Origin of the sequence: Neorhizobium sp. BETTINA12A (assembly GCF_023006485.1) — a bacterium.
In the GTDB taxonomy this organism is placed as follows: Bacteria; Pseudomonadota; Alphaproteobacteria; order Rhizobiales; family Rhizobiaceae; genus Neorhizobium.
The window spans coordinates 88,423-103,386 of record NZ_JALBGW010000004.1 but is presented as its reverse complement, the minus strand read 5'-3'; the positions used below and the strand labels follow the sequence as shown (position 1 = coordinate 103,386).

Annotated in this window: 8 protein-coding genes and 1 tRNA gene; 5 read left to right on the top strand and 4 right to left on the bottom strand. The window is 61.8% G+C overall.

Annotated elements, in window-relative coordinates; translation table 11 throughout:
* The first annotated feature begins 33 nt into the window (after positions 1-33).
* Positions 34-110: transfer RNA gene (locus tag MOV61_RS02575), tRNA-Met, on the top strand.
* Between the two features lie 505 nt (positions 111-615).
* Here MOV61_RS02575 and MOV61_RS02570 read toward each other — a convergent pair.
* Positions 616-1,761 (bottom strand): hypothetical protein, encoded by a 1,146-nt coding sequence (locus MOV61_RS02570; protein WP_247135427.1) that lies wholly within the window; start codon positions 1,759-1,761, stop codon positions 616-618.
* 89 nt (positions 1,762-1,850) lie between these two features.
* Here MOV61_RS02570 and MOV61_RS02565 point away from each other — a divergent pair, with 89 nt between their 5' ends.
* The 4 genes from MOV61_RS02565 to MOV61_RS02550 all read left to right on the top strand — a co-directional run bounded on the left by MOV61_RS02565 (position 1,851) and on the right by MOV61_RS02550 (position 13,291).
* A complete protein-coding gene (locus MOV61_RS02565; RefSeq protein WP_247135426.1) occupies positions 1,851-3,476 on the top strand; it encodes a winged helix-turn-helix domain-containing protein in 1,626 nt (541 codons plus the stop codon).
* 428 nt (positions 3,477-3,904) lie between these two features.
* The gene (locus tag MOV61_RS02560; RefSeq protein WP_247135425.1) at positions 3,905-5,659 is read left to right on the top strand and encodes a ShlB/FhaC/HecB family hemolysin secretion/activation protein; all 1,755 of its coding nucleotides are present in this window, start codon (positions 3,905-3,907) and stop codon (positions 5,657-5,659) included.
* A gap of 10 nt (positions 5,660-5,669) precedes the next feature.
* Positions 5,670-12,659 carry an MBG domain-containing protein gene (locus tag MOV61_RS02555; RefSeq protein ID WP_247135424.1) on the top strand — a complete coding sequence of 2,330 codons (6,990 nt, stop codon included), beginning with the start codon at positions 5,670-5,672 and terminating at the stop codon, positions 12,657-12,659.
* Between the two features lie 98 nt (positions 12,660-12,757).
* Positions 12,758-13,291, top strand: a complete 534-nt coding sequence (locus MOV61_RS02550) for an invasion associated locus B family protein (RefSeq protein WP_247135423.1) — start codon at positions 12,758-12,760, stop codon at positions 13,289-13,291.
* Between the two features lie 385 nt (positions 13,292-13,676).
* Here the strand turns inward: MOV61_RS02550 and MOV61_RS02545 are convergent, their stop codons facing one another.
* From MOV61_RS02545 to MOV61_RS02535, 3 genes are read right to left on the bottom strand one after another with little or no spacing between them, the layout of a single operon-like run.
* Entirely contained in the window at positions 13,677-13,925 is a 249-nt protein-coding gene (locus MOV61_RS02545; protein ID WP_247135422.1) for a hypothetical protein, read from the bottom strand.
* Positions 13,913-14,509: a hypothetical protein gene (locus tag MOV61_RS02540; RefSeq protein ID WP_247135421.1), complete on the bottom strand. Its 597-nt coding sequence runs from the start codon at positions 14,507-14,509 to the stop codon at positions 13,913-13,915. The genes MOV61_RS02545 and MOV61_RS02540 overlap by 13 nt, the downstream gene beginning before the upstream one ends.
* On the bottom strand, positions 14,509-14,958 hold the full coding sequence (locus MOV61_RS02535) for a (2Fe-2S)-binding protein (RefSeq protein WP_038546276.1): 450 nt from the start codon (positions 14,956-14,958) through the stop codon (positions 14,509-14,511). Before MOV61_RS02535 ends, MOV61_RS02540 begins: the two co-directional genes overlap by 1 nt.
* Positions 14,959-14,964 lie beyond the last annotated feature (6 nt).

Here is a 14,964-nt window from a genome sequence, read left to right as displayed (position 1 = left end):
ATCGCTATTTTGCCTTCGGCAAAAAGCTTATAACGCGGGGTGGAGCAGCCCGGTAGCTCGTCAGGCTCATAACCTGAAGGCCGCAGGTTCAAATCCTGCCCCCGCAACCAACGTACACTCTCGAAAAGCCCGGCAACCCAATAGGTTACCGGGTTTTTGCTTTCTGTGCGTACAGGCCCATTTGCGCGTAGATTAAACAAAATCAATGATTTAGCTGTGTAGGTTCAAATCGTGGGTACTACACCCCGCAACCAGCACAGTTTTGCAGTTTCCTTGCTGTGGCAAAGCCCGGATATGTGGATCTCAATGTGAATGAGCATGGGGAAAGCAAGATAGGCTTTCATCCCTCCGGAAATGTTGCAGCAAGCAGCGCTTTACGAATAGTCAAAGCAAATGTCCAAAGTTTAAAATTCTCCTGTCCGGTTCAAATTCATAGTTGCCGCAGAAGAAGGAAGGGATGTGGCCGCGAGCCGCCCCCGATCTTTCAGGACTCCTGCATTGGATTGGCAATAAATCGCTGTCCGTGGCGCGCCGTTATCTCTGACGTCGCTGGATATAAGTCTGGCGTTGGAGCTGCAGCCACCTCAGACACCGAAAAGAGAAGCCCTGCCGAAACTATGAAAAAACGGCACAATCCTCGTCGTCCATTTTTGGTGCTCGCCCTCCGATCTCTGCGAACGCCTCTTGGAAGATGATGAGCTTGCGCGCCTGCGCCATCGCGTATTCCGTATAGAAACCGTCGGAAATCCAGATGCGCGAGCGCCCGCGACGGCCATTCCAGCCTAAGCCGCCGATCGATTCCGCTTCGGCGAACTTGCGGCTGGTATGCGCCCGTGAAAGCGCTAGGAAATCGGCGAGATGCGAGATCGATCTGACATCCGTTAGGTAGCCGCCAGGCCGCGATGCGTGTCGGTCGATGCCCGCAACAAGCCGGTCCATCAAATGCCCGCCTGCATCGATCCAGGCGAAGATCCGGTAGAGCGGCCCCGGCCTTCGTATCTCGGGGCTCGCCAGGAGGCGATCGCCTATGGCCGGCGCGAGAAGCGGAAGCAGCCGTTCGGGCGCGCTGCGAAAGCGACTGCCCCTATCTCCCCCGTCGATACAGTCGAGAGCGGCAAGATGCACCTCGTACCACCCTCCGAGTACCAGTAGGGCTGCGGGCGCAGGCACCACTTCCCCCGCGCGGCTCTCTTCGGGCGCGGGAAGGACTAGGCCGTACTTCAGAATTTCGTCGAAGAAGGCATAGGCGGTGTTGCGGCTGGCAATGCTGTGCTGGACCGCGAGATGCCCGATGGCCCTTCGCGACACGCCGGGTCCGCCAGCCCCTGCGGCGCGAAAATGCCGAGCGAGCGCTGCCTGGGAGAGCAGCCAGCGCTGCTGCGAGGCGAATAGCGCCGATGGACGCGGCGCGGCGACATGGCTCGCGATGAAACTCTGTGCCAGCAACGCGATCGCATCGCCAAAGGCTTCCGCCGCCATCAGACCGTCGATCCCGCTTGCTTCCGGCAGAAGGTGGAAGCGCCGCTCAAACATGGACGTCACAGCATGACACTCGAGCGATATGGAGCCATGACAGACAGATCTGCGCTCCCTTTTTTTGTCAGGCACGGTCATTCCCCAGTCATGCATCACCAGCCGCCGCCCTGTGACCCGTTCGACAGATAGCCGCGATGCCGGCGCAACGTCCTGAAGGCCAGCCGGCAGAATTCTGAAATTTCCTGATTCTTTTCTGAAATTGCCCACCTGCACCGACCGCGCCATACCGTCCCCACACGCCCGACCCCACCGGTTGACGGCTCTGCCGGGTGCTCATTATGGTGCGCCCTATTGTGTAAGGGCGTGGAGGGCACTTGTTCTTATTCTCGGGCTTCGTTTTGGATCCGGACCGTGCCGAACTGCGCGCGCCTGACGGGTCCGTGACCCGGCTGCGCCCGAAAGCCTTCGAACTGCTGAAACTGTTTGTTACCAACAGCCATCGCGTGCTCGGCAAGCAGGACTTGATGGACGTCGTCTGGCCCGGCATCCATGTCGGCGAGGACAGCCTCTTCCAGTGCATCCGCGAAATCCGCACCGCGCTCGGTGATAGCGAGCGGCAGATGATCAAGCTGGTCTCGGGCCGAGGCTATCTCTTCGCCGTCGATGTTACCCACGGACAGGAGCGCGAGACGGCACTACCGCTCCCGCAAGCGGGGAACCAGTCCGGCGCAAGGCTGCGCCGGAGACTTCGCACCGTGGTGCTCGCTAGCCTCGGCGTTCTAGTTGTAGCACTCCTCATTCTCTTCAACCGTTCCTATCTTTTCCAACAATCGCGGCCCGTGCTGGAAGTGCTCCCGGTCGCCGATGCCTCCGGTAGTCCCGAGGGTGTGGCCCTGTCCCGCAGCACCACCGCCGAGCTGGTCGGCGGCCTTTCCAAGATCGAAGGCATCGATCTCGTCGCAAGCGAGGGATCGAACACCCGTGCCTCCTACCAGGTGCAAGCTGATCTGCGCAAAACTGGATTATCCTGGACCATTCAGGCGCGCCTCATCGATGTTGCAAGCGGCGAGATCCAGACGGTCGCCGAGATATCGGTGGACGCCGGGGAAACCGATCCACAACGTCTCCAGTCCCGCCTTACGGCGGGCGTCGGCTATGCGCTGGCCGTCCGGATGAACAATCTTGCTGAACGAGACAGCACGCACCGAACCGGCGGCGCGGATATCGCGATCCAGCAGGCCGTCGCGTCGATCAACCAGACGACGCGTGAGCGTTTTGCAACGGCGCGGGAGATCCTTGAGACATATCGTGCCGCCGATCCTGGAAACGTCGACCTGCGAGTGGCACTTGCCGGCCTGCATCTGCGCGCTGTGCAAATGGGCTGGTATAACGCCGCCGAAAGCGCCGCCGCCGAAACCGATGCCCGCGCCTTGCTGGAAGATGCTTTCCGGTCGCGACCGCAATCCATAGCCGTGCTGGGTGCATACTGCCGCTTGCTGACGGCGACCAACCAGCTCGCCGAAGGCCTTGTCGCCTGCGCGCTTGCGCTGACACTCAATCCCTGGGACGGCGCGGCGCTCTATCAGATCGGTCTCGCAGAGGTCCAACTCGGCCGCTTCGAGGATGGGCTGCGGACATTCGCCGAGGCCGACCGCTTCGATACGCCGGCTGTCTCCCGTTGGACCTGGCTGCTCGGGGCTGGCTGGGCGAACCTGCTGCTCGATCGCAACGCAAAAGCAATCGGCTTGCTGGAACGCTCGATCGCCATCACTCCTGGCTCCGGCCGCTCCTACATGCTGCTGGCGACCGCCTACCGGCGCCTCGGCCGCAAGACGGAGGCATGGGAAGCGTTCCTGAAAGGCATGGCGCTACGTCCCGACTTCACCGTCCGCACTCTCCCCCTGTCGCGTCGCAACGCGAGCGACACCTACCTCGTCGCCACCCAGGCCGTTTTGCGAACGCTTGTCGAAATCGGCCTGCCGACCGGCGATCCGCGATAGACGCCAGATACCGTTTGGCACTAAGGCGGCAACGATCTGCGACCCCTGCATGATCGCATAGGTTCCGACATTGTTCGGCAGCAGTCCGTCCAAGCAACCCCTGAAGCATAGCAAATCGCGGATGCCGGTTCACGGGCAGTCAAAAATGGACGCAGACAATCACGGAGAATTTTCCTAGCTCTTGGGCGGAACAGGTTCCCCGAACGCCCTGTTCTCGCGATTGCGGGCAAAATAGCCGCTCCACGGACGGATTCTGCATGGGTCTGCGCTGAGTGAGCAGCGCGACTTTTGTGGGTTGTCTAGGGCGTTGCTGGGCTCGCCTTCGATCGCCGGGGGAAGCGTGCGGGGAAACAGGCAGGTCGAGGTGAATTTTGATTTCGAGATGTGACGATGTGCGGCGGGCCGCGTTGCTCGCCGGAACGGCGATCATGCTGTTTTCGGTGGGACCGGTCCTGGCGCAGACCGCCTCGCAAGTGACGCCGCAGACGTTTGAACCAAAATTGCAGAAGCAGGCGCGCGGTATCGTGATTCCCGAAGGCGCGGAGCAGGCCGCACCCGCCGGTGCGGAAAAGCTCGACGTCCATATCGGGAGTGTCGTCGTAGAAGGCGGCCTGCCGGCGCTGACGGAAGACACGGCGAAGCTGAAGGCGGAACTTGCCGGCAAGACAGTCACCGCTGCCGATCTCTTCGCCGCCGCGAGCCGTTTGCAGGCAGCCTATGCCGCAAAAGGCTATCCGTTGGTGCGCGTTCTCCTGCCGGCGCAACGCCTCGTGAACGGCGCGACTTTGCGCATCGCCGTCATCGACGGTTTCCTGGAAAGGATCGACACCTCGCATCTGCCGGACAACATCCGTCAACGCGTCGCGAAACTGCTGGCGCCGCTGGTAAGTAAGAAAAGCATCACCAATGCCGAGATCGAACGACGGGTGCTGCTGGCCGGCGACCTGCCGGGCATCGTGCTGCGCTCTACCCTTTCCAGGGGGACGACGGCTGGCGGCAGTGTGCTGACGATCGAGGCCCGTTACAAGCCGGTGCTCTTTTCTCTCAACGCGGACAACCGTCAGTCGGACCAGCTTGGCAAATATAATACGGGCATGGGCATCGACTTCAATTCGGTGTTCGGTTTCGGGGAGCTTATCTATCTGCGCGCTTCCGGCGCTCCGCGCTTCGACGGCGACACCGATTTCTTCTCAGGAGCGCCGCGCAACCGCATGCTGGCCGGCGGCGTCACCCTGCCGCTCGGCAATGATGGACTGAGCCTCAATTTGGAGGCGACGGTCTCGCGCACCGCGCCGGAAGCTGAGGCTGGCAGCATTGCCTTCCAATCGGACTTCACCCGCTATTCCGCCAAACTCAACTATCCGCTGATCCGGTCGCGCAACCTGACGCTTAACCTGACAGGCGCATTCGACGCGCAGCAGGAGAAACTGAGTGCCATCAATCTCGGCGGCGTTGCTCTATCAAAGGACCGGCTGCGCGTCCTGCGAACCGGGGCGGACCTCTCCTGGTACGTGTTCGGCGATTCTCTGTTCTCGGCCGGGCTGACCGGCTCCTTCGGCATCAACGGTCTGGGTGCGCGCAGTGCTGCGGATGCTGCCGCCAGCGATACGCCGCTGTCGCGGCAGGGCGCCGACGCCGACTTCCAGAAGCTTGAACTCACGCTTGGCTATCGCCAGCCGGTCGCCGAACACCTGACCTTCGATCTGGTCGCCAAGGCACAGACCTCCTTCGGCCAACCGCTGCTCAATTCCGAGCAGATCGGCCTTGCCTCGACCTCCGGCCTTTCGACGTTCCCCTCCGGCCTGATGCAGGGCGATGACGGCTTCGTCGTCCGCGCCGAGGCGCAGTTTCCGTTCACCATGCCGTTCAGCCTGCCGTTCGCGCTATCCGCCTTCCCGGCGCAGCAGGGCACTAACCTGCCGGCGGACGGGGCGGCGAGCGGCGCCTTCCTCGCCTCACCCTATCTGTTTGGGGCCTATGGCGGTGTGCGCCTGCATCAGCCGACCGCATTGGAAGCAGCTTGGACACAAGGGGCGTCGTATGGGGCAGGCTTGCGCCTCGGCGCCGCCGAGCAGGCGAGCTTCAATTCCATGACCCTCAGCCTCGAATATGGCCGCACCGAGCGCTTCGGTGATGGTTCAAACGACAATCGCTTCACGCTCTCGGCAGCGTTCCAGTTTTAGGACCATCGCCATGCTGCACGTCAAAGACCACCGCTCCATCGTCCGCCCCGTCCCCACGAGGACCCGGCTCATCGTCCTTCTTGCCTCCACGGCACTGGTCGGGGCCAATCCGGCCTTCACCCAGTCCCTGCCGACGGGTGGAAGCGTCGCGGCGGGCAGCGTGACGATCGGCACGCCGTCAAACGGCACGCTGACGATCAACCAGACGAGCGCGAACGCCGTCGTCAACTGGCAGAACTTCAATATCGGCCAGGGCAATGGCGTCACTTTCATCCAGCCGAATGCCTCCTCGGCCATCCTCAACCGCGTCATCGGCTCGACCACGACGACCATCGCTGGCAGTCTCACTGCCAACGGACAGGTCTATCTGGTCAACCCTAACGGCATTGCCATTACCCCGACGGGGACGATCAATACCGGTGCCTTCGTCGCCTCGACGCTAGGCATCTCCGACGACGACTTCATGGCCGGCAAGCGGACGTTTACCGGCAACGGCGCATCCAGCTCCGTGACCAATGCGGGCACGATCACCATCAATCGGAGTGGCTATCTCGCCTTGATCGGCCGCTCGGTCGAGAACTCCGGCGTGATTACCGTGCCGATGGGCAAGGTGGCGCTTGGCTCGGGCGAGCAGGCGACGCTCGATCTGGCCGGTGATGGATTCCTGCAGGTGGCGATCCCGACAACGGCCGCGGGCACGAAAGCGCTCGTCTCCAACAGCGGCAAGATCTCCGCCAATGGCGGTACGGTGCAGCTTTCGGCCGCCGCCGCCAGGGACATGGCGCGTCAGGCGGTCAACATGTCCGGCACGATCGAAGCCAAGGGCGTTTCCGGCAGGAGCGGCGACATCACGCTCACCGGCGGTGACGGCGAGGTGGCGATCTCCGGCACGCTCAATGCCAGCAATGCTGCCGGCATCGGCGGTAAGGTCACGGTGACCGGGCGGTCGATCAAGCTCGCTTCTGCCAGGGTGAATGCTTCCGGCAAGAGCGGCGGCGGCACGATCAATATCGGCGGCGAGCGGCAGGGTAGCGGCACCTTGAAGCACGCCGAGACGCTGACCGTCGATGCCGGCACCGTCATCAATGCCGATGCAATCACGACCGGCAAGGGCGGCAATGTCGTCTTGTGGTCGGACGATCTCACGCAATTCGAAGGCCTGATCACCGCCCGCGGCGGTTCGCTCTCCGGCAACGGCGCCGATGTGGAAGTCTCCGGCAAGGCGCTACTTTCCTATACGGGCTTTACCGACCTGACGGCGGCTAATGGCGCTTTCGGCAATCTGCTGCTCGATCCGTATAACGTCACGATCTCGTCGGGCACTGACAGTAATTCGTCCGGCTTCACCGCCACCGGCGACGACAGCGTCATCAATGTCAGCACGCTCGAGGCCGCACTCGCGGGCGCCAATGTCACTGTGACGACCGGCGACGGCAGCTCCGCCGGCTCGCAGGCCGGCACGATCACGGTGGCCGATGCGCTCTCCTGGAGTGCGGGCACCACGCTCACCCTCAGCGCCGCGTCCGACATCGCGATCAACGCCGCCATCACGGCTTCGGGAACCAGCGCCGGGGTGGTGCTACAAGCCGACAATTCGGGCACCAGTACGGGCACGGTCTCCTTCGGTGCGGGTGGTTCCGTCAATCTTTCCGGATCGGCCTCCACGGCAAATATCTACTATAATCCCGCCATGTTCGGGACCGCGACCGATTTCAGCGGCAATGTCACGGCAAACAGCCTCGTCGCCTATCAGCTGGTAAACAATCCCACCGGCCTCCAAAGCATCCAGGATCACCTCACCGGAAGCTTCGCGCTCGGCAAGGATATCGACGCCTCCGACACCGCCAACTGGAATTATGGCTTTGGCTTCCGATCGATCGGCACCGATGGGTTCCAGGCGCTGAACGGCGGCGCCGGATTTGCCGGCAATTTCGATGGCCAAGGCCACACGATTTCCGGTCTGACGATCGACAATCAATTACTCTATGCCTATACCGGCCTGTTTGGCTATGTCGGTCCAGGCGCGACCATTGCGAATGTCGGTTTGATCGGGGGATCCATCACAGGCGCCCAATGGGTTGGCAGCTTGGTGGGCTACAACAACGGGGGAACCATCACCAACGTCTATGCCACCGGCGCCATCATCGCCCCCAACGGCGGTACATATATCGGAGGCCTGGTGGGTTACAACAATGGCACCATCACCAACGCCTATACCACCGGCGCTGTCGGCGGCTGGGACTACGTCGGCGGGTTGGTGGGTTACAACGATGGCGGAGGAACCATCACCAACGCCCATGCCTCCGGCAATGTCACCATCTTTGATATGGACGCTGGAGGCTTGGTGGGTACCAACTACGGCACGATCACCAACGCCTATGCCACCGGATCTGTCACCGGCAATTCATACGTCGGAGGCCTGGTGGGTGAAAATTATGGCACGATCACCAGCGCCCACGCCACCGGCGCTGTCACCAGCTACCTTGTCTACAGCGGAGGCTTGGTTGGTTACAACGACGGCACGATCGCCGGCGCATACGCGACCGGCGCTGTCAGCGGCTCGGACTATGTCGGCGGCCTGGTGGGTTACAACAAGTCCGGAAGAACCATCACCAACGCCTACGCCACCGGCCCTGTCAGCGCCGGCTTAGGGCTTCATGGCTACTATGCCGGAGGCCTGGTGGGTTACAACGACCACGGAACCATCACCGACGCCTACGCCACCGGCGCTGTCGGCGCCATTGGCGAAGCCGGAGGCCTGGTGGGTTTCAACTATGGTGGAACCATCACCAACGTCTATGCCACCGGCGCCGTCACCAGCACCGGTTCCAGCGGCTCTACTGGCAACTTTGGAGGGCTGGTGGGTCACGACCTTTCCGGCACTCTCCGCAACGTCTATGCCACGGGCGCTGTCAGCGGCACGTATTATTTTGATAATTTAGATAATGGCAAGTTCGGAGGTTTGGTGGGATTCATTGACCATACCACTATCACCAACGCCTATGCCACGGGTGCCGTCAGCGGCACCTTCACCACTAGTCGAAACTGGAACAATTATAATGGCCCCTATCTCGGAGGCTTGGTGGGTGGGAGCGAAGTAGCCACCGTATCATCCAGCTTCTGGGATATCGAAACCACGGGACAGCCATCTGGCGGTGGACAGGTTCAATACCCATATTCTTTTTCCGCAATAGGCCTCACCACGGCGCAGATGAAGGACCCGTTCACCTTTATCAATGCGGGCTGGGATTTCTCGTCTGACTGGGGCAAATCAACCAGCGGCGCGAACAGCGGCTATATGATGCTGCGCGCGCTCAGCACAAGCCTTTATGACGATTATATCTCCATCGGCAGCGCCACGCGCGTCTATGGCGACGCCAATAGCACCATTTCCGGCGCGGCGCTGACGGGCGTCGGCACGGGCAATGTCTCCCTGATCTGGGGCAGCGCGGTGGGTGCCGCCACCAATGCCGGCACCTACAATTATTCGGATGCCAATGTCGTGTCCGTGACCGGTTCGCGCACCGCCTATATCGACACCAGCAACGCTTTGACCATCGCGGCCCGCCCGATCACGGTGACGGCGACGTCGGGTCAGAGCTTCAGCTATAGTGATGCGCCCACACTCGCCTACAGCGTGACCAGCGGGTCGCTGGTGAACAGCGACACGCTGTCAGGAGCACTCGCGGGTATCACTAGCTCGAGCGATGTTGGCACCTATGCCCTCACGCAGGGGACACTGTCGGTTTCGTCGAACTACGCCCTGACCTATGTCGGCGCGAATGCGACCGTCACCCAGCGCGCGCTCACGGTGACGGCGGATGCTCTGTCGAAAACCTATGGCGATGCCAATCCGGCACTGACCTATACAATCAGCGGCCTCGTCAACGGCGATATGCTCTCCGGATCGCTTTTAACCTCCGCCGGGCAATATTCGGACGTGGGTAACTATGCGGTTGGCCAAGGCACACTCGCTGCATCGAGTAACTATGTGATCACCTACAACACCGCCAACCTGACCATCAATCAGCGTACGCTAGCCGTGACGGCGGACGGGCTCGCCAAGACCTATGGTGACGCCAATCCGGCACTAACTTATACGGTCTCTGGCCTCGTCAACAACGATACGCTCTCCGGTTCACTTTCGACCCCGGCGGGGCGATATTCGGATGCAGGAACCTATGGCATCACCATCGGTACGCTCGCGAATTCCAACTATTCGATCAGCTACACTGGCGCCGATCTGGCGATCAATCAGCGGGCGCTCACCGTAACGGCTGATGCCCTGTCGAAGACCTATGGCGATATCAACCCGGCGCTGACTTACACCACGTCGGGCCTCGTCAACGGCGATACGCTCTCCGGTTCACTTTCGACCCCGGCGGGGCGATATTCGGATGCGGGAACCTATGGCATCACCATCGGCACGCTCGCGAATTCCAACTATTCGATCAGCTACACTGGCGCCGATCTGACGATCAATCAGCGGGCGCTCACGGTGACGGCTGATGCCCTGTCGAAGACCTATGGCGATATCAACCCGGCGCTGACTTACACCACGTCGGGCCTCGTCAACGGCGATACGCTCTCCGGTTCGCTTTCGACCCCGGCGGGGCAATATTCGGATGCGGGAACCTATGGCATCACCATCGGCACGCTGGTGAATTCCAACTATTCGATCAGCTATACCGGCGCCAACCTGACGATCAATCGGCGGGCGCTCACGGTGACGGCGGACGCGCTCACCAAGACCTACGGCGATGTCAATCCGACGCTGACCTACACGGCGACGGGTCTGGTCAACGGCGACACGCTGTCGGGGTCGCTCTCGGCCTCGGCAGGCCGCTATTCCGATGTCGGCAACTATGGCGTTACCATTGGGACGCTCGCCAATTCGAACTACGCGATCAGCTACACCGGCGCCAACCTGACCATCGGCCAGCGGGCGATTACCGTTCAGGCGGACGCTGCGTCGAAGACCTACGGTGACATCAATCCGACACTGACCTACACAACCTCGGGCCTAGTCAACAACGACACGCTCTCCGGATCGCTTTCGACCCCGGTGGGGCAGTATTCGAATGTGGGTAGCTACGGGATCACCATCGGCAGCCTCGGCAATACCAATTACGCGATCACCTATAATGCCGCCGATCTGACAATCACGCCGCGAGCACTGACGGTGACGGCGGATGCGCTATCGAAAACTTATGGCGATGCCAATCCGGCGCTAACCTACACGGTCGGAGGTTCGGGCCTTGTCAACAACGACATGCTCTCCGGTACGCTTTCGACCACGGCGGGGCAATATTCCAATGTCGGCGCCTACGCGATCACGCAAGGATCGCTGGTCAACGCAAACTACGCTATCAGCTATACGGGCGCCAACCTCACCGTGAACCCGCGGGCGCTGACGGTGACGGCAGACGCATTGTCCAAGATCTATGGCGATGCCAATCCGGCGCTGACCTATACGGCGACGGGCCTTGTCAACAACGACACACTTTCCGGATCGCTTTCGACCTCGGCGGGGCAGTATTCGAATGTGGGTAGCTATGGCATCACCATCGGCAGCCTCGGCAATGCCAATTATGCGTTCACCTATAATGCCGCCAATCTGACGATTACCCCGCGAGCGCTGACGGTGACGGCGGATGCGCTATCGAAAACTTATGGCGATGGCAATCCGGCGCTAACCTACATGGTCGGAGGCCTTGTCAACAACGACACGCTCTCCGGATCGCTTTTGACCACGGCGGGGCAATATTCCGATGTCGGCGCCTACGCGATCACGCAAGGATCGCTGGCGAATGCAAACTACGCCATCAGCTATACGGGCGCCAACCTCACCGTGACCCCGCGGGCGCTGACGGTGACGGCAGACGCATTGTCCAAGATCTATGGCGATGCCAATCCGGCGCTGACCTATACGGCGACGGGCCTTGTCAACAACGACACACTTTCCGGATCGCTTTCGACCTCGGCGGGGCAGTATTCCAACGTTGGCGCCTATGCCATCACCGGCTCGTTCTCGGCGTCAAGCAACTACGCCCTGACCTATGTCGGAGCCAACTTGAGCATCAATCAACGCGCAATCACGGTGACGGCGGATGCGCAGTCGAAGACTTATGGTGATGCAAACCCGGCGCTGAGCTACACGGTCGGGGGTGCAAGCCTGGTCAATGGCGACACGCTCTCCGGATCGCTTTCGACCACGGCGGGGCAGTATTCCAATGTCGGTGCTTATGCGATTGCCCAGGGGACGCTCGCGGCCTCCGGCAATTACGCCCTGACCTATGCCGGCGCCAATCTGGGCGTGAACCAGCGGGCGCTGACGGTGACGGCGGATGCGCTGTCGAAGACCTATGGCGATGCCAATCCGACGCTGAGCTACACGGCGGCGGGCCTTGTCAACAACGACACGCTCTCCGGATCGCTCGCGACTACGGCGGGGCAATATGCCGATGCCGGCGCCTACGCGATCACGCAAGGATCGCTGGCAAACGCCAACTACGCCATCAGCTACACGGGTGCAGACCTCATTGTGAACCAGCGCGCCATCACGGTCGCCGCCGACTCTCTCAGCCGCCGCCACGGCCTTGCCAATCCGGCGCTCACCTACACGGTCGGGGGTACGGGCCTGGTCAATAACGACAGGCTTTCAGGAAGGCTGGCTACGTCGGCAACCAGCCTTAGCGAGCCGGGCGCCTATGCGATCACCCAAGGCACGCTTCTGGCGTCCGCCAATTATCGCATGAGCTTCCTTCCCGGCGTGCTGACCGTGGAAAAGGCCGCCGACCCCCGACCCGGCACACAGGCAAGCTCCGTCACGCCGACCTTCGATGCCGGCCGGTTTGTGCCGATCCGGCCGGTGTCCGACGATGCCGAAACCGCGGATGACAGTCGCGACCTGATCACCGATCCGCGTTTCAAAGGAACGTTCGTCTGCCTCGCCAATGGCAGCGGCTGCGTCTCGCTCCCGGCCCAGTCAACGCCATAATCACTATACACAAGCCGCCAAACGCTGGCCGGTCGGCGGGTCTGAACCGCTCTGGCACGGATGGTCGGATCCCAGCCATATGAAAGGAACCTGTTCGAATGACTTTATCCCGCTATTTGCCGAAGGCTTCACTGCTGGCGGCAGCGCTCGCTCTCGTCAGCTGCACCGCGACCGCCGCCGCCCTGCCGGGCGGCGCCAGCTCGCTGGTCGAGACCTACGACGATTGGGGCGTCGTCTGCCAGATACAGGCCAATGCTCCATCCTGCCTCGTCCGGCAGGTCCAAACCAACAACCAGACCAAGCAGACCGTCCTGGCCGTAGAGATCGGCAAGAGCGCCGACGGCAAGTTCCGGGGCACGCTGGTGCTGCCGCTCGGACTGGCGCTGCCCCAGGGCGCTCAGTTAAAGATCGACGATGCCGCGCTCGGCAATACTTTGCCCTTCTCGACCTGCCTGCCGCAAGGCTGCGTCGTGCCGCTGGCCTTCGAGGCAGACACGATTGCAAAGCTCAGGGCCGGCAAGGCCCTCAACGTCACCGTTTCCGCCGCCAGCCCGGCCCAACCGCTGGCGCTGGCCGTCTCCCTGAAGGGCCTCGCCGGCGCGCTCAACCGCATCGCCGACCTCACCAAATAACGCCTCTCGCTTTCCGGCGGGAAACGACTTTCCAAGCGTACGGAAACCCAGAGGTACAAGAGGTCCGTTACCCGTGCCGGCCATAGCCTCTGGGACATCGTCACGGACCCCGGCGTGGGGCGCAGGGCCGGCAGCGATCGACTAAGCTTTCGTTGTATTTCAGCTACTTGAGTGCTGATTGGAAGCGACGGAAAGCCTAGGTCCTTGGTTCGAAGCCCATCAAGGCGAGGGATTCGAACTGGGTTTACCTCTACGGCCTAAGCCGCTAGATTTGGGATAGGCCTTTCGACCAATCGCAGGAATCGTTGGTTGCGAGCCCCCGCAACCAAATTCTTCCCACAACTTCAATAACTTCGCGGCATCCCCACGGAGGCCGTAGCCGTTTCTACGCCTGGAGCCGGTCGTCAATCTGCTGGACGAGGTAGCCCTTGCCGGGATCGACCAGAGGGCCTGTGCCGGACGCCGCGATGGTGCCGCCGGCCGCGAGCGCCGGATGAAGTCCGCACCCGCAAAACCCGGCCCGCGCGACCGTCGCTGCGGCCACAGATTGCAGGAAGTGGCGGCGTCGATCGATGTCGCCTTTGCTTGATGCGCCGCGATCCGGCAAGTCCTGAGCTTCGGCTATTTCGGACATGCGGCTCCGCTGCTCACCCAGCCTTCGGCATCCTTCATGAATTCCTCATAGGGGACGGGCGGGGTTGTTCGTGTCTTCCCGGTCCGGTCGACGCCTGGCGACCAGGCCCATCTGACGAGAGCCGATCTGAGATGATCTATGACCTGACCACCATTGCGGTTTCCGTTGTGTTGTGGATCCTTCAGGTGTTCGCAAAGCTCATGTTGGGAAAGGCCGTCCCAACCCATGGTGAGTGGCGCGAGCCGCCATTCGTCGTTGGCGCCGGGGACGCCACTGGCTGCGTTGTTCGATCGTCCGTGACAGGTGGAACAAGGCAGGCCGGCCGCACCATCATCTGCGGGTCCACGCATCACATGGAACATGTGTCGATGCCGGTCGTCGCCCTGGCGCGGAAAGCCCGTCAGGGTATGGCAATTCTGACAGCGGGGGCTGGCCATGACGCGTGCAACCGTGTCGAAGGCGTCGGCCGCCGACGTACTGTCGCCCTTCGCTTGCGACCGCACAGGCGGCACGAAGGCCAAGGCTACCATCACGCCGAGCGTCACACCGGCGAGTGTTCGTGCCTGAAGCAAACGGCCAATCATCACGCACCTCGCACTGCACGATGCACTGCGGCGCGGATGCGGGCATAGGTGCCGCAGCGGCACAGATTGGTGATTGCCGCATCGATGTCGTCATCGGTTGGATGCGGCCTGTCTTTGAGCAGGGCGGCGGCGGCCATGATCATGCCCGATTGACAATAGCCGCATTGCGGAACCTGTTCCGCAATCCAGGCTCGCTGCAAGGGATGCGAGCGATCGTCCGATAGCCCCTCAATCGTCGTGACCTGTTTGTCTTCCGCGTCAGCGAGCGAAAAGGAACAGGAGCGTACTGGCTGGCCGTCGACATGCACTGTACAGGCGCCGCACGCAGCGATGCCGCAGCCGAATTTGGTGCCGGTCAGCCCGAGGTGGTCGCGCAACGCCCATAGTAGCGGCGTGTCCGGATCGGCGTCGACCGTGACCGCACTCCCATTGACTAAAAATCGCGTCATTGTATG